Source organism: Microbacterium sp. SL62 (assembly GCF_026672635.1).
Taxonomy (GTDB): Bacteria; Actinomycetota; Actinomycetes; order Actinomycetales; family Microbacteriaceae; genus Microbacterium; species Microbacterium testaceum_A.
The window spans coordinates 2,702,290-2,725,242 of record NZ_JAPPRM010000001.1 but is presented as its reverse complement, the minus strand read 5'-3'; the positions used below and the strand labels follow the sequence as shown (position 1 = coordinate 2,725,242).

Sequence of the window (22,953 nt, the reverse complement as noted above, 5' to 3'; positions counted from 1 at the left end):
CTTCGCGGGCTTGACGGGTCCGTCGATGCGCTGTTCGGCGAGGACGGTGGTCGGGGGAGAGGCCGTGGCGGTCATCGCTGCATTCCCTTCTGCGCAGGCACCTCGTACTGGCGCAGGCGTCGGCGCGAGACCGGGCGATCGCGCAGCACGAAGCGCTGCAGGATGGTGAGGGCCACGATGATGACGAAGAGCACGAAGGCGATCGCCGCACCCTGCCCCCACTGCTGCGAGAGGAACGCCGAGGAGTAGCTGAGGTAGGCGGGCGTCAGCGTCGTCTTTCCGGGCCCACCCTGGGTGCCCGTGTAGATCTGGTCGAACACCTGCCACGTGCCGATGAGGCCGAGGGTCAGCACCGTGAACAGCACGGGCTTGAGCTGCGGCAGGGTCACGCGCCAGAAGCGCTGCCAGCCGTTCGCGCCGTCCATCATCGCGGCCTCCTGCACGTCGGCGCCGATGTTCTGGAGGCCCGCGATGAACAGCAGCATGAAGGTGCCCGAGGTGGTGAACACGGCCATGAGGATGAAGGCCGACATCGCGACCGAGGGTCCGGCGAGCCAGTCCCACCACGAGACGCCGAGCATCGTGTTGCCGGTGAGGAAGGCCGGGCCGCTCGTGACGCCGACCGCGCCAAGGAGGTTGTGCACGACGCCCGAGGGATCGCTGAACCAGTTCGGTCCGTTGATGCCGAGCCACGACAGCACCTCGTTGACGGCACCGGATGCCGAGAAGAGGAAGAGCCACAGCACGGTGATGGCCACCGAGCTCGTGACCGAGGGGAAGTAGAAGGCGGTGCGGAACAGACCGCGTCCGCGCAGGATCGCGCGGTTGACGAGCACCGCGAGGAAGAGCGACAGCGCGGTCTGCAGCGGCACGACCAACAGCACGTACCAGGCGTTGTTGCGCAGCGCCGTGCCGAAGTCGCGCTCGGCCAGCCCGCCGCCGGTGGTGACCGCGGCGTAGTTGTCGAGGCCGACGAAGCCGACGTTGGGCGAGAAGGGGCTGCCGCGCCCGGTCCAGTCGGAGAAGCTCACCCACAGCGCCATGAGCACGGGGACGAGCAGGAACACGCCCAGGATGATCAGCACGGGGGCGGTGAACAGCCAGCCGGCGGCGGCCTCGCCGCGCCGGATCCCCGGGGAGGAGGATCCGGCGCGACGCGGCGCTGAGGTGAGAGCACTCATGGTTACTTGGTGATGGCCTCGAGGTTGGATTGCGCCGTCTTGAGCAGCGCCTGCGGGTCACCGGTCTTCAGGGACTCCAGCTGAGCGTTGAAGTCGGTGATGACGTCGGCGGCGCCGGCCATGTTCGGCGGGAACTGCGCGTACTCGGCACCGGAGAGGAACGCCGTGAGGTCGGGGTTCGCGGAGCTCCACGCGTCGGCGGCCGACTGGATCGAGGGCATCGGGCCGAAGGCCTTCGAGAACGCCAGCTGCTGGTCGGTCGAGGTCAGGAACTCGACGAGCGAGCGTGCCTGCTCCTGGTTGCCGCTGTCGGCGGCCATGCCCCAGCAGTTGGTGAACTGCAGCGTGCCCTTGCCGCCGGGGCCCGCGGGCAGCTCGGCGACCTTGTACTTCACGCCGGGGTAGTCGGCCGACAGTGCGCCGGTGATCCAGTTGCCCTCGATGACCATCGCGGCCTTCTGGGTGCCGAACGCCTCGCCGCCCCAACCCGCGCCCACATCGGACGCGAAGGCGAAGGTGCCGTCGTTGAGGTGCGTCTTGACGTAGTTCAGCGCCTCGACGTTGGCCGAGCTGTCGGCCGTGGCCTTGCCGTCGGTGACGAGCCCGCCGCCGGCCTCGGCCATGAAGGCGCCCACGCGCTGGTACTCGGCGCCGAACGCGAGACCGACGCGGCCGTCGGTGGTGAGCTTCTGAGCGACGGATGCCAACTGGTCCCAGGTCGTGGGCACGTCGGCATCCGTGAGCCCTGCCGCCGACCAAAGGTCGGTGTTGATGATGAGGGCCAGGGTCGAGAAGTCCTTGGGTGCGCAGAAGAACTTCTCGTCGACGGTGAAATTGTCGACGAGCGAGGGGTAGAAGTCATCCTTGTTCGCCAGGTCGTCGCCGTACGCGGCGATCGAGCCGTTCGCCGCGTAGCCGGCGAGGGCCTCGGGGGCGAGGTAGAAGAGGTCCGGCGGCGAGCCGGCGGCGAAGCCCTGCGAGAGCTGCTGGGGGAGGTCGTTGGCGGTCTGGACCTCCGCCTGCACGCCCGACTGCTGGCTCCAGGCGGCGACGGCGTCGGTGACGGCCTTGGTCTCGGCGTCGCCCGAGGAGCCGATGAGGATGCTCAGCGTGCCCGAGCCCGAGGCTTGGGACTCGCCGGGGGTGTCGTTGAAGCCCGAGCCGCACGCGGTGAGCGTGAGCGCTCCGGTGGCGAGTAGTGCGCCGGCGGCGAGCCAGTTCCGGGCGGTGTGCCGTGTCATGTGTCTCTCTCCTTCGATGAGGCATGCGACCCCTCCGGGTGCTCGGAGGGCCGTCTCTTTGGATCGTTCAAATGACGGTTCGACTACGGTAAGGAACGGCGGTGTTTCCTGTCAAGCGGTTGCTCGCCCGCTTAGGCTGTCGGTCTGAACATCAGGCCTGCGTGCGCGTCATCGCGGAACGCGCAGGCGTCGAAGGATCGGAAGAACCGGATGCCGCTGGGCACCGGCCACGGCACGGGGGAGACGAGGCATGGCGAAGGCGCCCACCGTCGACGACGTCGCACGCGTCGCCGGCGTCTCGCGGCAGACCGTCTCGAACGTCGTGAACACCCCCGACATCGTGCGCGAGGCCACCCGCCTGCGCGTCGAAGCCGCGATCGCCGAGCTCGGATACCGCCCGCACGCCGCCGCGCGCCGCCTGCGCACGCGTCGGAGTTCCACCATCGGCATCCATCTCGATCCGTATGCCGGGGGGATCTCGGGCGTCGTGCTCGACCGCTTCGTGCACGCCCTCACCGAACGCGCGGGCGAGCGCGACATGCGCGTGCTGCTGTACGCCGCGCGCACCCCCGAAGAGGAGATCGCGCGCCTCGGCGACCTGCTCGAGGGGGGAGAGGTCGATGCCGTCGTCATCACCGGCACCTTCCACGGCGACCCGCGCACGGGGTGGCTGCTCGAGCGCGCCCTGCCGTTCGTGTCGTTCGGACGGCCGTGGGGCGAGGACGACGTCGAAGCCCCCGCGCACCTCTGGGTCGATGTGGACGGAGCGGCCGGCACGAGCGCCGCGACCGCGCACCTGCTCGGTCAGGGTTCTTCGCAGATCGCCTTCCTCGGCTGGCCGGGCGGATCCGGCACCGGCGACGAACGCGAACGCGGCTGGCGCGAGAGCGCGGCTTCGGGACCGCGGTGGGTCGTCGAAGAGAACGTCTCGGCCGCGCGCGACGTCGTCGCCGCGGGGCTCGCCGCCGACCCGGGAGTGACGGGCATCGTGTGCGCGAGCGATTCGCTCGCGATCGGCGCGCACCTCGCCGTCACCCTCGCCGGCCGCCCCGACATCACGGTCATCGGCTTCGACAACACCCCCGCGGTGGAGGCGCTCGGCCTCTCGAGCGTCGAGCAGTTGCCCGAAAAGGTGGCATCCGGAGCCCTCGACCTGCTCATGGGCGAGAACGGCACGGTCGTCGCCCCCCGCGCCCCGACGGCGGGGGCGGCGCACGTGCTGGTGGAGCCGCGGCTGGTCGTGCGCTGACGCGCTGCGGTGGTGCGCCGGGGCGGCACCCGCGTCAGGCGTGCCGGCCGATGCGACGGGCGAGCTCGGCGGCGGTTCCGGATGCCGCTGACGCCAGTGCCGCGGCATCGCGCGGCGGGCCGTCGGCCGGCCACGTGATCGCCACGGCCGCGGCGGGCCACCCGGCGTGATCCAGCACCGCAGCGGCGACGGAGCGGAATCCGGGCGTGACCTCGCCGTTCTCGCTCGCGTGGCCGTCGGCCCGCACGAGTCGGAGCACCTCGCGCAGCTCGCGCGGGGTCGCGGGGCCCGCGCCGTGGCGCTGGGTGAGGGCCGTGGCATCCGGGAACAACGCCCGCACCTGTTCGCGAGGAAGCGCCGCGAGCATCGCCCGACCCGTCGCGGTGAGGTGCGCGGGCAGGCGCACGCCCACGTCGGTCACGAGCGCGGGGCGGCGCGGAGCGCGCTCTTCGACGATGTACAGCACGTCGCGTCCGGCCAGCACGGCGAGGTGTGCGGATTCGCCGACCCGGTCGGAGAGCCCCGCGAGCAGCGGCCGGCCGAGGCGGGCGAGGGGTTGCTGCCGGGCGTAGCCGCCGCCGAGCTCGAACGCCGCGGTGCCGAGGCCCCAGCGGCGGTCGCCGGGCAGGTGCACGACGTAGCCGTGCTGCTCGAGGGTGGCGAGCAGGTGGTAGACGCTCGAACGGGGGATGCCGAGGGTCGTGGAGATCGACTGCGCGGCCATCGGGCCGGGCTGGCGCGCGAGCAGCGAGAGGATTCGCAGCGTCTGATCGGCGGCGGGGACCTGCGGGCGGGGATTGTCTGGCATGACAGACACAGGATGCCAGAACCCGGTCGTCGCGCGACAGTGCGCACGATGGAATCGGCGTATGAACGCGAGCGTCACCGTCGGATCCCAGCCCCTCACCCCTCAGGACGTCGTCGCCGTCGCGCGACACGACGCGCGGGTGACGGTGGACGACGACGCTCTGCAGCGCGTGGCCGACACGCGCGCTCTCATCGAGGCGCTCGCCGACGACCCGCAGCCGCATTACGGCATCTCGACCGGCTTCGGTGCGCTGGCGACGACCTTCATCGCCGAGGACCGGCGCGCCCAGCTGCAGGCGAGCCTCATCCGCTCGCACGCCGCGGGCACCGGCTCCGAGGTGGAGCGCGAGGTCGTGCGCGCCCTCATGCTGCTGCGCCTGCAGACCCTCGCGACCGGCCGAACCGGCGTGCGACCGGTCGTCGTCGAGACCTACGCCGCCCTGCTGAACGCCGGGATCACCCCGGTCGTGCGCGAGTACGGCTCGCTCGGCTGCTCGGGCGACCTCGCTCCGCTGTCGCACGTGGCCCTCGCGGTGATGGGCGAGGGGGAGGTGCGCGATGCCGCCGGTGATCTGCGATCCGCCGCCGACGCGCTCGGCGCCGCGGGGATCGCCCCGGTCGCCCTGCGCGAGAAGGAGGGCCTCGCCCTCATCAACGGCACCGACGGCATGCTCGGCATGCTGCTGCTGGCCCTGCACGACCTCGAGATGCTGCTCACCACGGCCGACGTCTCGGCAGCGATCTCGATCGAGTCGCAGTTGGGGACGGATGCCGTGTTCGCGGCCGACCTGATGGCGCTCCGCCCGCAGGTCGGCCAGGCGGCATCCGCGGCGAACCTCCGCTCGTTCCTCGCCGGTTCGCCCATCGTCGCGAGCCACCGCGGGCCCGAGTGCACGCGCGTGCAGGATGCCTACTCCCTGCGCTGCGCGCCCCAGGTGCACGGCGCCGCGCGCGACACGATGGCCCACGCGGCGCAGGTCGCCGAGCGCGAGCTGGCATCCGCCGTCGACAACCCCGTCGTCACCGTCGACGGGCGCGTCGAGTCGAACGGCAATTTCCACGGCGCCCCCGTCGCGTACGTGCTCGACTTCCTCGCGATCGCGGTCGCCGACGTCGCCTCGATGTCGGAGCGCCGCACCGACCGCGCGCTCGACGTCGCGCGGAGCAACGGGCTGCCGCCCTTCCTCGCCGACGAGGTGGGGGTCGACTCGGGCCTGATGATCGCGCAGTACGCCGCCGCGGGAATCGTGTCGGAGCTCAAGCGACTCGCCGCCCCCGCCTCGGTCGACTCGATCCCCTCGAGCGCCATGCAGGAGGACCACGTCTCGATGGGGTGGGCGGGTGCCCGCAAGCTCCGTCGCGCGATCGACGGACTCGCCCGCGTGCTCGCGATCGAAGTGCTGACCGGATGCCGTGCCCTCGACCTGCGCGCTCCCCTCCAGCCCGCGGCGGCCACCGGCGCCGTGCGCGACCTCGTCCGTACGCGTGTCGAGGGCCCCGGCCCCGACCGCTTCGTCTCGCCCGAGATCGAGGCGGTCACCGACCTCGTCGCCTCGGGCGCGGTGGCGCTGGCCGCGCTCGCGCAGACGGACGCCGCCCACACGCCCTCCACTCCCGTACACACCGCCTGACCTCGCGCCCCGATCGAAGGAGATCCGCCATGACCGACACCACCACGACCGGCACGGCACCGGTCGACACGACGCCCGAAGCCGCCGCCCCGGCACCGGAAGTCGTCACGGCCGCAGGACTGGTCACGGAGGCCGCAGCCGCAACGACCGCCGGGGTCCCGGCATCCGCTCGCCGCTCTCCGATCCGCGCGGCGCGCGGCTCCGAGCGCACCGCGAAGAGCTGGGGCGCCGAGGCCGCCAAGCGGATGCTCATGAACAACCTCGACCCCGAGGTCGCCGAGCGTCCCGACGACCTGGTCGTCTACGGCGGCACGGGCAGGGCGGCGCGGTCGTGGGAGGCGTACGACGCGATCGTGCGCACGCTCGAAGAGCTCGAGCCCGACGAGACCCTGCTCGTGCAGTCGGGCAAGCCGGTGGGCGTATTCCGCACGCACGAGTGGGCGCCGCGCGTGCTCATCGCGAACTCGAACCTCGTGGGCGACTGGGCGACGTGGCCCGAGTTCCGCAGACTCGAAGAGCTGGGGCTCACGATGTACGGGCAGATGACGGCCGGGTCGTGGATCTACATCGGCACGCAGGGCATTCTGCAGGGTACGTACGAGACGTTCGCGGCCGTCGCCACCTCGCTCGGCCGCGAGTCGCTCGCCGGCACCCTCACCCTCACTGCCGGGTGCGGCGGCATGGGCGGGGCGCAGCCGCTCGCCGTCACGATGAACGGCGGAGCGGTGCTCATCGTCGACGTCGACCGCACGCGTCTCAACCGCCGCGTCGCCCACGGCTACCTCGACGAGGTCGCTCCCGATCTCGACGCGGCCATAGAACGGGTGAGCGCGGCACGCGAGGCGGGTGAGGCGCTGTCGGTCGGCGTCGAGGGCAACGCGGCCGAGGTGTTCCCGGAGCTTCTGGCCCGCGGCATCCGGATCGACATCGTCACCGATCAGACCAGTGCGCACGACCCGCTGTCGTACCTGCCGGTCGGCGTCTCGCTCGATCAGTGGCAGGCCGAAGCCGCCCGTGACCCCGAGGACTTCACCCGCCGGGCGCGCGAGAGCATGGCGTCCCACGTGAAGGCGATGGTGGGATTCCAGGATGCCGGGGCGGCGGTGTTCGACTACGGCAACTCGATCCGCCGCGAGGCGGAGCTCGGCGGGTACGACCGGGCGTTCGCGTTCCCGGGCTTCGTGCCCGCGTATATCCGCCCGCTGTTCGCCGAGGGCAAGGGACCGTTCCGCTGGGTCGCGCTCTCGGGAGACCCCGAAGACATCGCCAAGACCGACCGGGCCGTCGCCGAACTCTTCCCGGAGGACGCAGCCCTGCACCGCTGGCTCGACAAGGCGGGAAAGCAGGTGCAGGTCGAGGGCCTGCCCGCGCGCATCTGCTGGCTCGGCTACCAGGAACGCCACCTGGCGGGCCTGAAGTTCAACGAGATGGTGGCCTCGGGCGAGCTGGCGGGACCCATCGTGATCGGCCGCGACCACCTCGACGCGGGATCCGTCGCCTCGCCCTACCGCGAGACCGAAGCCATGGCCGACGGCTCGGACGCCATCGCCGACTGGCCCCTGCTCAACGCGCTGCTGAACACCGCGAGCGGAGCGTCGTGGGTGTCGATCCACCACGGCGGCGGGGTGGGGATCGGCCGCAGCATCCACGCGGGACAGGTGTGCGTCGCCGACGGCACCGAGCTCGCCGCCGAGAAGCTCGCCCGCGTGCTCGTCAACGACCCCGGCACCGGAGTCATGCGCCACGTGGACGCCGGCTACGACCGCGCTCGCGAAGTGGCGGCCGAGCGCGGCCTGACGGTGCCGATGTGGTGAGCGCTTCCGCGCTGACCGGTGCCGATGTGGTGAGCGCTTCCGCGCTGACCGGTGCCGATGTGGTGAGCGCTTCCGCGCTGACCGGTGCCGACGCGGTGAGTGCTTCGGAGCGGACCGGTGGGGACGCGGGGGCCGACGGAGCCGGACGCGCGTTCCTGCTGACGAACATCGGCGAGCTCACCACCAACGTCTCCGCCGCGGGCGACCCGTACGGAACGCTGCGCGACGCGGCGGTCCTCGTGCGCGCGGGGCGCGTGGAGTGGACGGGGCTGACGACCGAAGTTCCGGATGCCGCGGGCCTCACCGCCGACGCGAGGATCGAGGTGATCGATGCCGGCGGTCGCGCCGTGATCCCCGGATTCGTCGACAGCCACACGCACCTCGTCTTCGGCGGCGATCGGGCCGAGGAGTTCGCAGCGCGGATGGAGGGGAAGCGGTACGCGGCGGGAGGGATCCGCACCACCGTCGCCGCGACACGGTCCGCCCCCGACGACGAACTCCGCAAGCGCCTGCGCTCCCTCGTCGCCGAGTGTCGCGCGCAGGGGACGACGACGCTCGAGATCAAGACGGGCTACGGCCTCGACGTCGAGACCGAGCTGCGGCTCGCGCGACTCGCCGCGGAGGTCACCGACGAGGTCACCTTCCTCGGGGCTCACGTCGTCGCGCCCGAGTTCGCCGGGCGCGCGGATGAGTACATCGACCTCGTGGTGGGCGAGATGCTCGACGCCGTGTCACCGCTCGTCCGCTGGGTCGACGTCTTCTGCGAGACCGGCGCGTTCACGGCCGCCCAGAGTCGGCGCGTGCTCGAGGCGGGTCGGGCGAAGGGGCTCGGCATCCGGGTGCACGGAAACCAACTCGGCGCGGGAGACGGGGTGGCACTCGCTGTGTCCCTGGATGCCGCCTCCGTCGATCACTGCACGTTCGTCTCGGATGCGGATGTGGCCGCGCTCGCCGCATCCGACACCGTCGCGACCCTGCTGCCGGGGGTGGAGTTCTCGACGCGCCAGCCGTACCCCGACGCGCGGCGCCTTCTCGACGCGGGAGTGACGGTCGCGCTCGCGAGCGACTGCAACCCGGGATCGAGTTTCACCAGCTCGATGCCGCTCATGATCGCCCTCGCCGTACGCGAGATGGGGATGACGCCCGCCGAGGCGGTGTGGGCCGCCACCGCGGGCGGCGCACGGGCACTGCGGCGCACGGATGTGGGCGTGATCCATCCCGGCGCGCGCGCCGACCTCGTGCTGCTCGAGGCCCCGACGCGCGTGCACCTGGCCTATCGGCCGGGTGTGCCCCTCGTGCGGACCGTCTGGAAGGACGGGGCCGAGGTCTGAGACAGGGCGGGCGGACGGCGGGCGGCCGGCCTCAGGGCGTCAGCAGCTCGAACTCGTCGGGAGGGGTGGCGTCGACGTCGTCCCACGTTCCCTCGTGCCACGTGAAGATCGCCACCGCGCACGTGACCATGCGTTCGTCGCGATCGGCCAGGCGCGACACGAGGGCGCTCATCCCGGGGTCGTGAGCGACCACCATCACCTCGTCGACTCCCGCGGCGCGCGCGGAGGCGAGCAGCTGCGCGGGCTCGGCGAGATAGAGCTCGGCGTGCTCGACGACCTCGGCATCGAACGCGCGAGCGAACGCCTCGGCGGTCTCTCGGGCGCGCAGCGCCGTGCTCGAGATCACGACCTCGGGGCGGACGCCCTTGCGCACGACGGTCCGGGCCATCGCCGGTGCATCGCGTCGGCCGCGGTCGTTGAGCGGACGGTCGTGGTCGTCGAGCCCCTCGTCGGCCCAGTCCGACTTCGCATGCCGCGCCAGAACCAATTGGATCATCGTCTTTCCGCCATTCCTGCCAGGAGCTCCAGAACGCACAGCGCGGCCAGTCGCACGGTGCGGGCGTCGGGAGTGTCTGCCGTGGCATCCACCTCGACGATGTCGGCGCTCGTCACGCCGGGGTCTCGGGCCAACCCGCGCGCGAGGGCGCGCAACTCCCAGGCGGCGAGTCCGCCCGGGACGCTCGCGGGGCAGCCCGGGGCGACCGAGCGGTCGCACACGTCCACATCGATGTCGAGGTGGATGCCGGAGGCCGCTGCCGCGGCATGGCCCGGCGCGGGGGCGGAGGTCCGGGTCGTCGGGTCATCGGTCGGGGACGCGACCGCGTGGCCGTCCGCCCACTCCACGGGTCCGTTCGCCGGCGATACGCCCGTGCCGCGGGCGATGCGCAGCGCCTCGGCGACGACCTCGTCGATGCCGCGGCGACGCACCTCGTCGAGCGTGATGACGGTGATGCCCGCGTCGAGAGCGCGCTGCGCGTACGCCGCCGAATTCGCGAAGTCGGCGATGCCGATCTGAACGATGCGGCGCGGGTCGAGACCGTCGGCGATGAGTCGCCGCACGGGGGAGCCGTTCGACTCTCCGTCGCGGAGATCGAAGTGCGCGTCGAGGGTGATCAGACCCCCGACTCCGCGTCCCTGAGCGACACCGTAGGTGGCGGAGTTGTCCCCGCCGAGGGCGATCACCAGACGGGCCGCCGAGAGCGCCGCCACGGCTGCGCGCACGCGCGCCTCGCCGTCACGCCCGTCGGGGTCGTCGACGTCACCGGCGTCCGCGATGGTCAGTGCGGCGGTGAGATCGAGAGGCGGGGGGCCGAGCACCGTCGGCGAGAAGCGCCGGAGAGCCTCGCGCACGGCCGCCGGTGTTTCGCCCGCGCCGGTCGGGGAGAGGGACGTGCGCCACGCGGGGATCCCGAGCAGGACGGCATCCGGCGCCGTCTTCTCATCGGGGGCGGGCCAGTCCCCGGCGCGCGGCCAGAGCGGGTCGACGGACAGGGCGCTCATGCGGCCACGTAGACCCAGGCGCGGATGCCGCTGGCCAGGACGACGGAGGCACGGCGGTAGAGCGAGACCTCGTACTCGTCGGCGGCGTCGAGTTCTTCGGGCGTCACGCGCAGCACGCGTCCGAACACGCGGTCGCGCGGGTCGTCGGTGCGGCGCAGGATCGGGTGCCGGTCGAGGCCGGACAGGCGCGCAACCCCTTCGTCGGCGATGTCGGTCCACTCGAGGCGATAGCCGGCCAGGGCGTCTTCTGCGCCCTCGACGCGGTGACCGAAGGTGTCGAGCTGCACCTCGGGCAGCTGCAGCGTCCCGTAGGTGAAGAGGGACTCCGTGCCCGAACCGTCGCTCACGCGCACCAGGCTACTCACGCGGCGGCGGCGAGGGGCGGCGCGACGCGAGAGGTTTCGGCCAGCGAGTGCGCGAACCGTCATGATCCCCACACCAGGTGGGCGACCGTGAAGATGACCAGGCCCGCGAGAGCACCGACGATCGTGCCGTTCAGACGGATGTACTGCAGGTCGCGCCCGACCATGAGCTCGATCTTCTCGGTGGTCTCTTCGGCGTCCCAGCGTTCGACCGTGTCGGTGATGATCGACGCGATGTCGTGCCGGTACCGCCCCACGACGAACACCGCCGCATCGGTGACCCAGCCGTCGACCCTCTTCTGCAGGGCCTCGTCGCGCTGCAGGCGGACGCCGACCTCGGCGAGGGCGGCGGAGGCGCGGCGACGCAGGGCGCTCTCGGGGTCGGCGAGCGAACGCAGGAGGCCGGCCTTAGCGGTGTTCCAGGCATCGGCCGCCAACTGCCGCACCCGCGGGCTGTCGAAGACCGCTGCCTTCGCCTCCTCGAGACGCACCATCGTCGCCGGGTCATGCTGAAGGCTGTCGGCCAGTCGCCCGAGATAACCGTCGATCGCACCCCGCGCCTGGTGCCGAGGATCGGCGCGCACCGCGTCGACGAACTGCACGGCCTCGCGGTACACGGTGTCGTCGACGAGCCGTGCGGCCATGCTGGGCACCCAGGCCGGGAGTCGACGCGAGACCAGCCCCTGGAACGTGTCGCGGTTGTTGCCGAGCCAGACCGCGATGTTGTCGAGGGCGAGATCCACGGCGCCGTGGTGAGCACCCGAGCCGACGACGCGTTCGAGCCATCCACCGATTGAGGGGCCCCAGTCGGGGGAGAGGAGGTGTTCGCGGGCGAGGTCTTCGATGAGACCCTGCACGTCGTCGTCACTCAGTGCGGTGAGGACGCTCGACGCGAGCGTCGCGCCCTCGGCGGCCACGCGGTCGGCGTGTGCGGGATCGGCGAGCCAGGCCCCGGCTCGCGCCGAGAGGGGCGTGGACTCGAGCTTCGTGCGCACGACGTCGCCCTCGAGGAAGTTCGTCTCGACGAACTCGCCCAGCTGGCGCCCGATCTCGTCTTTTCGTCGCGGGATGATCGCCGTGTGCGGGATGGGAAGGCCCAGCGGGTGCCGGAACAGCGCGGTGACAGCGAACCAGTCGGCCAGGGCGCCCACCATGCCGCCCTCGGCCGCCGCGCGGACGTACTGCAGCCACTCGACCTCGCGCTGCAGCGAGAACGACACGGCGAAGACGAGGGCCATCGCGATCAGCGCGCCGAGAGCGACCCCCTTCATCACCCGGAGAGCGCGGCGGCGCTCCTGATCGGCCGGGCTCAGCGCCCGGGTCGGCGTGCGCGCCATCAGTCGGTCACCGGCCCGAGCCAGGCCGTGGCCGCGGTGGAGTGCGCCGACTCGGAGTCGGAGGGGTGGAACATGCCGGCGAGGACGTCGCGGTACAACCGGCTCAGCTCGTGGCGCGAGAAGTACGCCGAACCGCCGCCGACGAGGATGGCGTCGTCGACGACCTCTTTCGCCATGGCGACGGCGCGGTACTTCACGCCCGCCAGCAGGGTGAACCAGCGCGCGCCGTGGTCGACGAGGGTGTCGACGTCGGAGGCGAGCGAGGCCAACTGCGGCGGGAGCGCGTCGTAGGCGAGCGCCATATCGGCGACGCGCCACCGGATGTCGGGGTCGTTCGCGTAAGTGGTCCCGGTCTTCTTAGACCGGCGCGAGGTCGCCGCCTCGACCGCGAGGTCGATGGCCCGCCGCGCGATGCCCGTGTAGACGGAGGCCAGCAGGATCTCGAAGACGGCGAAGATGCCGAACACGAGGGGATCGGGCTGGGGTCCCGGGACGACGCGGCGGATGACGCGGTCGGCGGGAGCGTGCGCACCGCGAAGCTCGGTCGTACGGCTCTGCGTGCCGCGCATGCCGAGGGTGTCCCAGTCGTCGCGGGCGACGACGTCGTCGCTGCGGTCGAGGAACGCGAACACCATGCGGGGGCCCTCGGGTGAGATCTCGTCGAGCCCGTGCACACCGAGGTGGTCCCAAACGGGGGACAGCGAGGTGAAGATCTTCGTCCCCGTGAACGTGTAGCCGCCCCGCCCGTCGGGGCGAGCCTCGGTGTCGCTGCCGAACAGGACCAGGTCGTTGCCCGCCTCGCTGATGCCGAAGGCGAACACCTCACCCGCGGCCGCGCCGCGCTGGACGAAGGCGAGATCGTCGAGCCCGCGATCGCTCAGCACCTTCGCGACGCCGGTCCACACGAGGTGCATGTTGACCGCCAGGGCCGTTGCCGGTGCCGCGCCCGCGAGGCGCTGCTGCAGGAGCGATGCCTCGGCGAGACTCAGCCCCGCTCCGCCGAGTTCGGTGGGCACCAGGATGCCGAGATACCCGGCCTCCCGCAGCTCGTCGAGGTCGTCATGAGGGAACGTGTTCTCGCGGTCGTGCACCACGGCGCGCTCACGGGTGCGCGCGAGCAGGTCGTCGGGCAGGTACCGAGCCGGATCGAACGAGGTCATGGCATCCATTCTGCTCGGCCCCACCGACATCGCGGGCGGGGTGGCATCGCGGCGCGAAACGCGTATGCGCGGGTCAGCGCAGGGCGTCGAGGACGGCGGCCACCGCGGCCTCCGGCCGGTCGCGATGCGGAGAGTGGCCGGCGCCGTCGACGACGCTCATCGTCACGACGGGATTGCGGAGGACCTCGGCCGCGAGCTCGCCCGTGAAGATCGAGTGCACCGCCGGATCGGCTCCGACCACGTGCGTCGGCACCGACAGCGCGGCCGCCGCCGCGCGCACGTCCCACACGGCGTTCTGCAGGCTCGTCTGCTCGACGGCCCACCGGCTCGCGCGCGTCGTCGCTCGTGCCTTCAACTCGACATCGATCGGGTGCCAGTCGGGATGCGCGGCCCGGACGGCGGCGATGCTCGGGTCGTCGAACGACTGCTCCTGGCTCGCGCGGACGATCGCGCGGTCCTTCTCCGACAAGAGGATGGCGGGGTCGATGAGCACGAGGCGACGGGTCCACCCCGGGCTCTCGGACGCGGCGAGAGTCGATGCGGCGCCGCCGAGGGAGTGCCCGACGACCGCGTCCCACGCCCCGCCGCGCGGGGGCGTCGTCCCGCGCAGATCAGCCGCGTACGCCGACAGGCGGTAGTCGAGGGTGCGCGGTGCGTCTCCGTGCCCGCGGAGGTCGACGGCGACGGCGCGCCACCCCGCCTCGGCCAGCGCGACGCCGTACCGCCACATGAGGGCTCCGTCGGAGCCGAGTCCGTGGGCTAGCAGGGCCTGCGGTCCGTTCGGGTCGCCCCAGGCGAGCTGCGGAAGGGTCACGGGAGAGGGCATGGCATCCATCTTGCTCCGTCCGCGCGCAGCGCCGCCGACCCGTCGTCACAGAACGCCCCCAGAATGGATGCCATGATCTCGACCGAGATGGCCCAGGCCCTGCGCGAGGCCGGCTTGGTGTGGCACCCGCGATCCGGTGACCGCTTCCAGCTCGACGAACCGGAGTTCGAGGCCGACGTCTTCACCGTCAGCGACATGACGGTGGAGCCGCGCGACTACCCCACGGGTCGGATCCTCGCGTTCAACGGCACGACGGAATGGGCGCTCGACTCGGTCGCGACCGAGGACGCGCTGTGGCTGCCGTCGGAGTCGCAGCTGCGCGAGATGCTGCGCTCGACCTTCCGGTCCCTGCGCCGACTGTCCGACACCTACGAAGTCGAGATCTCGATCGGCGGGTCGACGCTGGTGTTCGACCACCCGGCCCCGGCGGATGCGTACGCACTCGCCGTGCTCGAGTTGCTGCGACGCACGCACTGACCCGCCCGTCGGGGCGTTCCGACACGGGATGCCGCGCCCCGGCATCCGCTCAGGTGATGGTGGGCACCGGTTCGGTGTCGGGGATGGGGCTCGCGTCGCGGTGGCGGAGATCGGGGAATCCACGGACGAAAACCGCGGCGACGACGAAGCCGAGCACCGCGAATCCGGCCGCGGCGACGTACGCGCCGGTCGGGCCGACCCCGTCGACGAGGAAGCCCGCCACGGCCGAGCCCGCGGCCGCGCCGATGAGCTGACCCGTGCCGATCCAGCCGTAGGCCTCGGCCGTCTCGCTGAAGCGGACGCTCGCCGAGGTCATGGCGAACATCACGGCCAGCGCCGGCGCGATGCCGGCACCGGCGACGAGCAGGGTCGCACCGATCCACCACGCGTTGAGCGAGAAGACGGTGAGAGAGAGCCCGAGGGCGACGATCGCGAAACGTCGGGCCATCGCCCAGGGGCCGATGGGGATGTGGCCGAACGACAGGCCACCGGCGAGACTGCCGACGGCGAAGACGGCGAGGATGAGACCCGCCTCGAGCCCGCCGTGGTCGAAGGTCGCGACGACGCCCGCCTCGACCGCCGAGCACGCGCCGATCAGGAGGAACCCGGTGGCGGTGGCGAGGATGACCGGCGGTTTCGCCAGGACGCGACCGAGCCCGCGGCGGCTGCGCGGGATGCGCACGCGGCCGACCTCGGGGCTGAGGATGAACCACGCGCCCCCGCCGAGGAGGATGACCACGACGAGGAGCAGACCCGGGACGGTGCCGATCTGCGTCGCCACGAGGGTGATGAGCACCGGTGCGAGGACCCAGATGATCTCTTGCAACGAGGCGTCGAGCGAGTACAGCGGGGTGAGCCGCTGGGAGTTGACCATCTTGGGGTAGATGGTGCGGACCGCCGACTGCACGGGCGGGGTGGAAAGGCCGGCGATGAGGCCGAGCACCATGTAGAGGGGGAGCGGCATCTCGATGAGGGCGAGGGTCGCGATCGCCGCCGCGCACACGAGGAGCGTGACGGTGAGCACGCGGCGCATGCCCCAGATGCCCATCCAGCGGCTGGTGACGGGGCCGGCGACGGCCTGGCCGATGCTCGTGGCGGCAAGGACGAGGCCGGCGGCGCCGTACGAACCGGTGACGTGCTCGATGTGCAGGAGCACGGCGAGGCTGGTCATGCCGTTGGGGAAACGCGCCGTCAACTGCGCGGCGATGATGCGCCCCACGCCTGGGGTTCGAAGGAGTTCGCGGTAGCCGGCCACCGGATAACGCTACAGCCGACCTCCGACATGCGCCGAGGCCCCGTCCGTCCGCCGCGTCGCGACACGCCGCGACACGCCCACGGACGTTTTCACTCGCCTGTGCAATGTCGGAACCCCCGTCTAGCGTCCGACCTGTGGACAGACATCGAGCGGAGCCGCGAGAACCGCGGAATCGCGCCTGTTAACAACACCCGGGAAGGGGGTCGATCTGTGGATGAAATCGTGGACAACCTGTGTTGTACATGGGGAGAGACGGTGGAAAATCACACTGATGTAACTACTACCCCTTGTGGTGCCTTCCGATGTCCGTCCCCATATGTAGTATTGAGGTCCCGGCTGGCCCTGCCCGCCCGGACACAGTTTTTCCAGGGGAGAGAGAGAACGACATGGCGATCACGGTCTACACCAAGCCGTCCTGCGTCCAGTGCACCGCGACCTACCGCGCACTCGACTCGAAGGGCATCGAGTACAACGTGCTCGACCTGTCCGAAGACCCGACGGCGCTCGAGCAGGTCAAGTCGCTCGGGTACCTTCAGGCACCCGTCGTCGTCACCGACGAGGACCACTGGTCGGGCTTCCGCCCCGACAAGATCGACGAGCTCGCTTCGCGCCTCGCCTGATCCGGCGACAGGCTCTCAGACCACCGTCATGAGCACTGTCCTGTCGGCGACCGAGGCTCCGCTGCTGGTCTACTTCTCGAGCGTGTCGGGCAACACCGCGCGTTTCATCGAGAAGCTCGGCAAGCGGGCCGTGCGCATTCCGCTGCGGCCGACCGATCCGCCCCTCCACGTCGACGAACCCTTCGTGCTGGTCACCCCCACATACGGTGGGGGTGCCGGCCGGGGCGTCGAGAAGGGCGCGGTCCCCAAGCAGGTCATCCGGTTCCTCAACGAGGAGCGGAACCGACGCAACATCCGCGGGGTCATCTCCGCGGGGAACACGAATTTCGGCGATGCCTTCTGCCTCGCCGGCGACATCATCAGCCGCAAGTGCGCCGTGCCGCACCTGTACCGGCTGGAAGTATTCGGCACGCCCGACGACGTCGAGCGGGTCACCGAGGGATTGGAACGATGGTGGAAGTTGAGCTGACCGACGTGGACTTCAAGACCGAGGCGCGATTCGAGGGAATGGATTACCACGCCCTCAACGCGATGCTGAACCTGTACGACGCCGACGGCAAGATCCAGTTCGACGCCGACAAGCGGGCGGCGCGGGAGTACTTCCTGCAGCACGTCAACCAGAACACGGTGTTCTTCCACTCGCTCAAGGAGCGCCTCGACTACCTCGTCGAGAAGGAGTACTACGAGCCCACCGTGCTCGAGAAGTACTCGATGGACTTCATCCAGGAGCTCAACGACCGCGCCTACGGCGCGAAGTTCCGCTTCGAGACCTTCCTCGGCGCCTTCAAGTACTACACGAGCTACACGCTCAAGACCTTCGACGGAAAGCGCTACCTCGAGCGCTTCGAGGACCGCGTCGTCATGACCGCGCTCGCCCTCGCCGACGGCGACCCCCGTCTGGCCGTCCAGCTCGTCGACGAGATCATCTCGGGCCGCTTCCAGCCGGCCACCCCCACGTTCCTCAACGCGGGCAAGGCGCAGCGCGGCGAGCTCGTGTCGTGCTTCCTGCTCCGCATCGAAGACAACATGGAGTCGATCGCCCGCGGCATCAACTCGGCGCTGCAGCTGTCCAAGCGCGGCGGCGGCGTGGCCCTGCTGCTGTCGAACATCCGCGAAGCGGGTGCGCCGATCAAGCAGATCGAGAACCAGTCGTCGGGCATCATCCCCGTCATGAAGCTCCTCGAAGACAGCTTCAGCTACGCCAACCAGCTCGGCGCGCGTCAGGGCGCCGGCGCGGTGTACCTCAACGCCCACCACCCCGACATCCTCCGCTTCCTTGACACCAAGCGCGAGAACGCCGACGAGAAGATCCGCATCAAGACGCTGTCGCTGGGTGTCGTCATCCCCGACATCACCTTCGAGCTCGCGAAGAACGGCGAGGACATGTACCTCTTCTCGCCGTATGACGTCGAGAAGGTCTACGGCAAGCCGTTCGGCGACATCTCGGTCACCGAGAAGTACCGCGAGATGGTCGACGACCCGCGCATCAAGAAGACGAAGATCAACGCGCGCGAGTTCTTCCAGACCCTCGCCGAGATCCAGTTCGAGTCGGGCTACCCGTACATCATGTTCGAGGACACGGTGAACAAGGCCAACCCGATCGCCGGTCGCATCAACATGTCGAACCTGTGCTCCGAGATCCTGCAGGTCAACACGCCGACCACGTACAACGAGGACCTCTCGTACGACACCATCGGCAAGGACATCTCCTGCAACCTCGGGTCGATGAACATCGCCCTCGCGATGGACGGCGGCGACCTCGGCCTCACGGTCGAGACCGCGATCCGGGCCCTCACCGCGGTCAGCGTGCAGAGCCACATCGCCTCGGTGCGCTCGATCGAAGACGGCAACGACCGTTCGCACGCCATCGGCCTCGGCCAGATGAACCTGCACGGTTACCTCGCTCGTGAGCACGTCTACTACGGCTCCGAAGAGGGCATCGACTTCACGAACATCTACTTCTACACGGTGCTGTTCCACGCGCTGCGGGCCTCGAACCGCCTCGCGATCGAGCGCGGCACGGCCTTCGACGGCTTCGAGAACTCCACCTACGCATCGGGCGAGTTCTTCGACAAGTACACCGACCAGGTGTGGGAGCCGCAGACGGCCAAGGCGAAGGAGCTCTTCGCCGGGGTCCAGATCCCCACGCAGGACGACTGGCGCGAGCTGAAGGCCTCGATCCAGGCGCACGGTATCTACAACCAGAACCTGCAGGCCGTACCCCCGACCGGCTCGATCTCGTACATCAACAACTCCACGAGCTCGATCCACCCGATCGCCTCGAAGATCGAGATCCGCAAGGAAGGCAAGCTCGGTCGCGTCTACTACCCGGCTCCGTTCATGACGAACGAGAACCTGGAGTACTACCAGGACGCGTACGAGATCGGCTACGAGAAGGTCATCGACACGTACGCCGCCGCGACGCAGCACGTCGACCAGGGCCTGTCGCTGACGCTGTTCTTCAAGGACACCGTCACCACCCGCGACATCAACAAGGCGCAGATCTACGCGTGGCGCAAGGGCATCAAGACCATCTACTACATCCGTCTGCGTCAGCTGGCGCTCGAGGGCACCGACATGACCGAGTGCGTCTCGTGCATGCTCTGACCCGCTGACCACCCATCGATCAAGGACACAGGAACGACATGGCTGAGAAGCTGCAGTTGCTGAACCACGTGCAGGCCATCAACTGGAACCGCATCCAGGACGACAAGGACCTCGAGGTCTGGAACCGTCTCGTGAACAACTTCTGGCTGCCCGAGAAGGTGCCGCTGTCGAACGACATCCAGTCGTGGAACACGCTCACCCCCGAGGAGCAGACGCTCACGATGCGCGTGTTCACGGGGCTCACGCTCCTCGACACGATCCAAGGCACGGTCGGCGCCGTCTCGCTCATCCCCGATGCGATCACCCCGCACGAGGAGGCCGTCTACACGAACATCGCGTTCATGGAGTCGGTGCACGCGAAGAGCTACTCGTCGATCTTCTCGACGCTGTGCTCGACGAAAGAGATCGACGAGGCGTTCCGCTGGTCGACCGAGAACGAGTTCCTTCAGAAGAAGGCGCGCATCGTCATGGACTACTACCGTGGCGACGACCCGCTCAAGCGCAAGGTCGCCTCGACCCTGCTCGAGTCGTTCCTGTTCTACTCGGGCTTCTACCTGCCGATGCACTGGTCGAGCCGCGCCAAGCTCACCAACACGGCCGACCTGATCCGCCTCATCATCCGCGACGAGGCCGTGCACGGGTATTACATCGGCTACAAGTTCCAGCGCGGTCTCGAGACGGTCGACCAGGCCCGTCGCGACGACATCAAGGACTACACGTTCTCGCTGATGTACGAGCTCTACGACAACGAGGTGGGCTACACGCAGAGCCTGTACGACTCGGTCGGACTGAGCGAAGACGTGAAGAAGTTCCTTCACTACAACGCGAACAAGGCGCTGATGAACCTCGGCTACGAGGCGATGTTCCCCGCGTCGGTCACGAACGTGAACCCCGCGATCCTCTCGGCCCTGTCGCCGAACGCCGACGAGAACCACGACTTCTTCAGTGGCTCGGGCTCGTCGTACGTCATCGGCAAGGCCGAGGCGACCGAGGACGACGACTGGGACTTCTGAGTCCCGACGCCCACGACGAAGCCCGCCCCGCATCGCGCGAGGGCGGGCTTCGTCGTTCCCTCCGCCGTCGCCGGCGCTGACCCCGGCCGACGCTCGTACCCTGGACACCATGGCCGACGACGAGCACGACGATCAGGAACAGCGAGCCCTCCGCTCGATCGAGGCCATCAACGCGGGCGCCGACATCGGCGACGAGGCGTTCCGGCTCGCGAACGAGTTCACCGACCACCACACGTCGCGGTTCACGGCGTGGCTGAAACGCCGCCGCCGCTAGAGCGAAGCCTCAGGCGGGCCACTCCCGCGACTCGAGCCGCTCCAGCAGCACCTCGGCCGCCGAGCCCTCCATGGCGCGGATCCAGCGCTGCGTCTCGGATCCGCTGCTCGACACCGTCCGCCCGCGTTCGCCGCGTTCGAGCCGCACGTCGACGTGGCCCGACGCGACGCTGACGCCGCGCAGCGCCCCCGCGGCCACCATCGCGGCGAGCGGGTCGTGCAGCGCGCAGCGCCGGTCGGGGAAGACCCCGGCGTAGAAGTCGAGGTAGTGCGGCAGCATCCGCGCGAGCGCCTGCGGCACGGCACCCGGGATCGCCTCGAGACGCACGAGGTCGGCGGCATCCAGGGTCTGCGTCATCGTGACGTCGAGGGGGACGAGGGTGGTGTCCCAGTCCTGCGCGAAGACCACCGCCGCGGCCTCGGGGTCGTTGTGGATGTTCGCCTCTGCCCACGCCGTGACGTTCCCCGAGTGGGCGAAGGCGCCGCCCATGACGACGAGGTGGTCGAACAGGGCGACTCCCGGTGCCTCGGCGTAGGCCGCGAGGTTCGTCAGGGGCCCCAGGGCGAGGACGGTGAGGTCCGGATGCCGCGACGCCAGGTGGTCGATGAGCTCGACCGCCGCGCGGGCATCGTGCGCGCGGGCCGCGGCGCTCAGCGCGATGCCGCCGAGGCCGTCGTCCCCGTGCACGTGCGGCGCACCCCCGGCGTACGCGCGGGCGCGGAAATCATGGGCGCCGATCGCGACCGGGATGTCGTCCTCGCCGGCGAGCTCGAACAGCGACAGGGTGTTGGCGGCCGCGCGGGCGGCATCCGTGTTCCCCGAAACGGTCGTCACGCCCACGACCTCGACCGAGGGCTCGGCCAGCAGGTACGCGAGGGCGAGGGCGTCGTCGATGCCGGTATCGCAGTCGACGAGGATCGGGCGGCGGCTCATGCGGGGACTCCGTACGTGTCGAGGGCGGCGAGTGCCGGTTGCGAGGCGTCGTCGGCCACGGCGGCCGAGCCCACCGCGCAGGCGCGCGCGAGGGCATCGGCTTCGTCGTCGCCGCGAAGAAGCCCGACGACGAGGGCCGCGCAGAACGCGTCTCCTGCGCCGACGGTGTTGCGGACGGTGGTCGGCACCCCGGCCGCCGAGGCGACGAGCTCGCCCCGGCGGGAGAGTCGCGCGCCCTCGGCGCCCAGCGTGACGCACAGCAGGGGCACGTCGTGCACCTCGGGCAACTGCGCGTACTCGGTCTCGTTGACGATCACGAGATCACACCGCTCGAGGACGTCGGCCGGAAGCGGGCGGGCGGGGGCGGCATTGACCGCGAGGAACCCGGCTGCGCGTGCGGCGGCCGAGACCACGGCATCCGACACCTCCAACTGCAGCAGCACCGCCGCTCCCGGTTCGATGCCGAGCGCGTCCGCGTCGATCGCGGCGTTCGCCCCGGCGCAGACGACGATCGAGTTCTCGCCCGTCGCGTCGACGACGATCAGGGCGGTGCCGGTCGCGGCATCCGCGGTCTGCACGCCCGAGGCATCGACTCCGATCGATGCGAAGCGGTCCCGGATGCCGTGGCCCTCGGCGTCATCGCCGACGGCGCCGATGAGCCGGACGTCGGCGCCGAGGCGGGCAGCGGCGACCGCCTGGTTCGCGCCTTTGCCGCCCGGGCCGCGGTCGAGGACGCCGTCGGCGACCGTTTCGCCGGGGCCGGGGGAGCGCCGGACGCGAGCGGTGAGGTCGACGTTGATCGCGCCGACGACGGTGAGCTGAGCAGTGATGAGGAAGCCTTCCGGTCAGTGAAGCAGGAGCTTCGCGACGATGAGCAGCGCCGAGACGAGAGCCGCCCCCACGGCGGTGATCACGACGACGAGGGGAGAGTAGCCGCGCAGGCGCGCGCCGGCGGTGGCGACGACCACGAGGTAGGTCATGGCCACGCCCACGCCCCACAGCAGGGCGGTGGCGAGGCCCACTCCGGAGGCGACGAGCAGAACCACCACCAGCAGGGGCAGGAAAGTCACCGACACCATGGGCGCGCTCACCCGCATGTGGTGGCGGAAGATCTTCGACGGCCGGTCGGCCGAGGTGTCGCCGAGCGTGTACGCGAAGACGTGGGTGGCGAAATACACGACGTTCGTCAGCGCGACCACGAGGATCACGTCGCTCAGGTCGGCTTCGCCGAGACCAATGAGGGTGGATGCCGAGACGAGGGCGCCGTAGCAGCCCGCGCTGATGCGTTCGGCGGTGTCGGTGGAGAGACGGCGCTGTCGATCGGTGTCCATGTCG

At 70.4% G+C, this 22,953-nt stretch carries 23 protein-coding genes; 10 read left to right on the top strand and 13 right to left on the bottom strand.

The window, feature by feature from the left end:
• Positions 1-71: 71 nt before the first annotated feature.
• On the bottom strand, positions 72-1,181 hold the full coding sequence (locus OVA26_RS13025) for a carbohydrate ABC transporter permease (protein WP_268104353.1): 1,110 nt from the start codon (positions 1,179-1,181) through the stop codon (positions 72-74).
• 2 nt (positions 1,182-1,183) lie between these two features.
• Positions 1,184-2,422 (bottom strand): sugar ABC transporter substrate-binding protein, encoded by a 1,239-nt coding sequence (locus tag OVA26_RS13020; RefSeq protein WP_268104352.1) that lies wholly within the window; start codon positions 2,420-2,422, stop codon positions 1,184-1,186.
• 250 nt (positions 2,423-2,672) lie between these two features.
• On the opposite strand from OVA26_RS13020, the gene OVA26_RS13015 reads away from it, so the two are divergent.
• Positions 2,673-3,671 carry a LacI family DNA-binding transcriptional regulator gene (locus OVA26_RS13015; RefSeq protein ID WP_268104350.1) on the top strand — a complete coding sequence of 333 codons (999 nt, stop codon included), beginning with the start codon at positions 2,673-2,675 and terminating at the stop codon, positions 3,669-3,671.
• Between the two features lie 34 nt (positions 3,672-3,705).
• Here OVA26_RS13015 and OVA26_RS13010 read toward each other — a convergent pair whose 3' ends face one another.
• Positions 3,706-4,479 (bottom strand): IclR family transcriptional regulator, encoded by a 774-nt coding sequence (locus OVA26_RS13010; RefSeq protein ID WP_268104349.1) that lies wholly within the window; start codon positions 4,477-4,479, stop codon positions 3,706-3,708.
• Positions 4,480-4,540: 61 nt separating this feature from the next.
• Between OVA26_RS13010 and hutH the strand changes: the two genes are divergently transcribed.
• From hutH to hutI, 3 genes are all read left to right on the top strand, one after another.
• Positions 4,541-6,109 (top strand): histidine ammonia-lyase, encoded by a 1,569-nt coding sequence (gene hutH, locus OVA26_RS13005; RefSeq protein ID WP_268104348.1) that lies wholly within the window; start codon positions 4,541-4,543, stop codon positions 6,107-6,109.
• A gap of 29 nt (positions 6,110-6,138) precedes the next feature.
• Positions 6,139-7,923, top strand: coding sequence for a urocanate hydratase (locus OVA26_RS13000; protein WP_268104347.1), 1,785 nt, complete (start codon positions 6,139-6,141; stop codon positions 7,921-7,923).
• Between the two features lie 155 nt (positions 7,924-8,078).
• Positions 8,079-9,254 (top strand): imidazolonepropionase, encoded by a 1,176-nt coding sequence (hutI, locus tag OVA26_RS12995; protein WP_442786074.1) that lies wholly within the window; start codon positions 8,079-8,081, stop codon positions 9,252-9,254.
• A gap of 31 nt (positions 9,255-9,285) precedes the next feature.
• On the opposite strand, the gene OVA26_RS12990 is transcribed toward hutI, so the two are convergent.
• From OVA26_RS12990 to OVA26_RS12965, 6 genes are all read right to left on the bottom strand, one after another.
• On the bottom strand, positions 9,286-9,750 hold the full coding sequence (locus OVA26_RS12990; protein ID WP_268104345.1) for a SixA phosphatase family protein: 465 nt from the start codon (positions 9,748-9,750) through the stop codon (positions 9,286-9,288).
• On the bottom strand, positions 9,747-10,754 hold the full coding sequence (locus OVA26_RS12985) for an arginase family protein (protein WP_081349878.1): 1,008 nt from the start codon (positions 10,752-10,754) through the stop codon (positions 9,747-9,749). Before OVA26_RS12985 ends, OVA26_RS12990 begins: the two co-directional genes overlap by 4 nt.
• Positions 10,751-11,101: a gamma-glutamylcyclotransferase family protein gene (locus OVA26_RS12980; protein ID WP_056229800.1), complete on the bottom strand. Its 351-nt coding sequence runs from the start codon at positions 11,099-11,101 to the stop codon at positions 10,751-10,753. Before OVA26_RS12980 ends, OVA26_RS12985 begins: the two co-directional genes overlap by 4 nt.
• Before the next feature lie 77 nt (positions 11,102-11,178).
• Positions 11,179-12,453: a DUF445 domain-containing protein gene (locus OVA26_RS12975; RefSeq protein WP_268104343.1), complete on the bottom strand. Its 1,275-nt coding sequence runs from the start codon at positions 12,451-12,453 to the stop codon at positions 11,179-11,181.
• The gene (locus OVA26_RS12970) at positions 12,453-13,613 is read right to left on the bottom strand and encodes an acyl-CoA dehydrogenase family protein (protein ID WP_268104341.1); all 1,161 of its coding nucleotides are present in this window, start codon (positions 13,611-13,613) and stop codon (positions 12,453-12,455) included. The genes OVA26_RS12975 and OVA26_RS12970 overlap by 1 nt, the downstream gene beginning before the upstream one ends.
• 73 nt (positions 13,614-13,686) lie before the next feature.
• Entirely contained in the window at positions 13,687-14,439 is a 753-nt protein-coding gene (locus OVA26_RS12965) for an alpha/beta fold hydrolase (protein ID WP_268104340.1), read from the bottom strand.
• A gap of 72 nt (positions 14,440-14,511) precedes the next feature.
• Between OVA26_RS12965 and OVA26_RS12960 the strand changes: the two genes are divergently transcribed.
• A complete protein-coding gene (locus OVA26_RS12960; protein ID WP_074696714.1) occupies positions 14,512-14,916 on the top strand; it encodes a pilus assembly protein CpaE in 405 nt (134 codons plus the stop codon).
• Between the two features lie 49 nt (positions 14,917-14,965).
• On the opposite strand, the gene OVA26_RS12955 is transcribed toward OVA26_RS12960, so the two are convergent.
• Positions 14,966-16,171, bottom strand: a complete 1,206-nt coding sequence (locus OVA26_RS12955) for an MFS transporter (protein WP_056228990.1) — start codon at positions 16,169-16,171, stop codon at positions 14,966-14,968.
• Positions 16,172-16,557: 386 nt separating this feature from the next.
• On the opposite strand from OVA26_RS12955, the gene nrdH reads away from it, so the two are divergent.
• From nrdH to OVA26_RS12930, 5 genes are all read left to right on the top strand, one after another.
• Positions 16,558-16,791, top strand: a complete 234-nt coding sequence (nrdH, locus tag OVA26_RS12950) for a glutaredoxin-like protein NrdH (RefSeq protein WP_056228987.1) — start codon at positions 16,558-16,560, stop codon at positions 16,789-16,791.
• 28 nt (positions 16,792-16,819) lie between these two features.
• Complete coding sequence (nrdI, locus tag OVA26_RS12945; protein WP_056228982.1) at positions 16,820-17,260, top strand: class Ib ribonucleoside-diphosphate reductase assembly flavoprotein NrdI; 441 nt, start codon at positions 16,820-16,822, stop codon at positions 17,258-17,260.
• Positions 17,242-19,398 carry a class 1b ribonucleoside-diphosphate reductase subunit alpha gene (nrdE, locus tag OVA26_RS12940; RefSeq protein ID WP_056228978.1) on the top strand — a complete coding sequence of 719 codons (2,157 nt, stop codon included), beginning with the start codon at positions 17,242-17,244 and terminating at the stop codon, positions 19,396-19,398. Before nrdI ends, nrdE begins: the two co-directional genes overlap by 19 nt.
• A gap of 38 nt (positions 19,399-19,436) precedes the next feature.
• Complete coding sequence (gene nrdF, locus OVA26_RS12935) at positions 19,437-20,411, top strand: class 1b ribonucleoside-diphosphate reductase subunit beta (protein WP_074696716.1); 975 nt, start codon at positions 19,437-19,439, stop codon at positions 20,409-20,411.
• A 109-nt stretch (positions 20,412-20,520) separates the two neighbouring features.
• Positions 20,521-20,685, top strand: a complete 165-nt coding sequence (locus tag OVA26_RS12930) for a hypothetical protein (protein ID WP_156371668.1) — start codon at positions 20,521-20,523, stop codon at positions 20,683-20,685.
• 9 nt (positions 20,686-20,694) lie between these two features.
• On the opposite strand, the gene OVA26_RS12925 is transcribed toward OVA26_RS12930, so the two are convergent.
• Genes OVA26_RS12925 through OVA26_RS12915 form a run of 3 tightly spaced genes read right to left on the bottom strand, consistent with a single transcriptional unit; the run spans position 20,695 to position 22,949 of the window.
• A complete protein-coding gene (locus tag OVA26_RS12925) occupies positions 20,695-21,618 on the bottom strand; it encodes a nucleoside hydrolase (RefSeq protein ID WP_268104338.1) in 924 nt (307 codons plus the stop codon).
• Positions 21,615-22,448, bottom strand: coding sequence for a ribokinase (locus OVA26_RS12920; RefSeq protein WP_268104927.1), 834 nt, complete (start codon positions 22,446-22,448; stop codon positions 21,615-21,617). The genes OVA26_RS12925 and OVA26_RS12920 overlap by 4 nt, the downstream gene beginning before the upstream one ends.
• Before the next feature lie 15 nt (positions 22,449-22,463).
• Positions 22,464-22,949 (bottom strand): hypothetical protein, encoded by a 486-nt coding sequence (locus OVA26_RS12915; RefSeq protein WP_268104337.1) that lies wholly within the window; start codon positions 22,947-22,949, stop codon positions 22,464-22,466.
• Positions 22,950-22,953 lie beyond the last annotated feature (4 nt).

What these genes read in the sequence shown, in the direction of transcription:
- OVA26_RS13025 (WP_268104353.1), bottom strand. Translation starts at nt 1,181, where the DNA reads ATGAGTGCTCTCACCTCAGCGCCGCGTCGCGCCGGATCCTCCTCCCCG.
- OVA26_RS13020 (WP_268104352.1), bottom strand. Translation starts at nt 2,422, where the DNA reads ATGACACGGCACACCGCCCGGAACTGGCTCGCCGCCGGCGCACTACTC.
- OVA26_RS13015 (WP_268104350.1), top strand. Translation starts at nt 2,673, where the DNA reads ATGGCGAAGGCGCCCACCGTCGACGACGTCGCACGCGTCGCCGGCGTC.
- OVA26_RS13010 (WP_268104349.1), bottom strand. Translation starts at nt 4,479, where the DNA reads ATGCCAGACAATCCCCGCCCGCAGGTCCCCGCCGCCGATCAGACGCTG.
- hutH (WP_268104348.1), top strand. Translation starts at nt 4,541, where the DNA reads ATGAACGCGAGCGTCACCGTCGGATCCCAGCCCCTCACCCCTCAGGAC.
- OVA26_RS13000 (WP_268104347.1), top strand. Translation starts at nt 6,139, where the DNA reads ATGACCGACACCACCACGACCGGCACGGCACCGGTCGACACGACGCCC.
- OVA26_RS12990 (WP_268104345.1), bottom strand. Translation starts at nt 9,750, where the DNA reads ATGATCCAATTGGTTCTGGCGCGGCATGCGAAGTCGGACTGGGCCGAC.
- OVA26_RS12985 (WP_081349878.1), bottom strand. Translation starts at nt 10,754, where the DNA reads ATGAGCGCCCTGTCCGTCGACCCGCTCTGGCCGCGCGCCGGGGACTGG.
- OVA26_RS12975 (WP_268104343.1), bottom strand. Translation starts at nt 12,453, where the DNA reads ATGGCGCGCACGCCGACCCGGGCGCTGAGCCCGGCCGATCAGGAGCGC.
- OVA26_RS12970 (WP_268104341.1), bottom strand. Translation starts at nt 13,613, where the DNA reads ATGACCTCGTTCGATCCGGCTCGGTACCTGCCCGACGACCTGCTCGCG.
- OVA26_RS12965 (WP_268104340.1), bottom strand. Translation starts at nt 14,439, where the DNA reads ATGCCCTCTCCCGTGACCCTTCCGCAGCTCGCCTGGGGCGACCCGAAC.
- OVA26_RS12960 (WP_074696714.1), top strand. Translation starts at nt 14,512, where the DNA reads ATGATCTCGACCGAGATGGCCCAGGCCCTGCGCGAGGCCGGCTTGGTG.
- nrdH (WP_056228987.1), top strand. Translation starts at nt 16,558, where the DNA reads ATGGCGATCACGGTCTACACCAAGCCGTCCTGCGTCCAGTGCACCGCG.
- nrdI (WP_056228982.1), top strand. Translation starts at nt 16,820, where the DNA reads ATGAGCACTGTCCTGTCGGCGACCGAGGCTCCGCTGCTGGTCTACTTC.
- nrdE (WP_056228978.1), top strand. Translation starts at nt 17,242, where the DNA reads ATGGTGGAAGTTGAGCTGACCGACGTGGACTTCAAGACCGAGGCGCGA.
- nrdF (WP_074696716.1), top strand. Translation starts at nt 19,437, where the DNA reads ATGGCTGAGAAGCTGCAGTTGCTGAACCACGTGCAGGCCATCAACTGG.
- OVA26_RS12930 (WP_156371668.1), top strand. Translation starts at nt 20,521, where the DNA reads ATGGCCGACGACGAGCACGACGATCAGGAACAGCGAGCCCTCCGCTCG.
- OVA26_RS12925 (WP_268104338.1), bottom strand. Translation starts at nt 21,618, where the DNA reads ATGAGCCGCCGCCCGATCCTCGTCGACTGCGATACCGGCATCGACGAC.
- OVA26_RS12915 (WP_268104337.1), bottom strand. Translation starts at nt 22,949, where the DNA reads ATGGACACCGATCGACAGCGCCGTCTCTCCACCGACACCGCCGAACGC.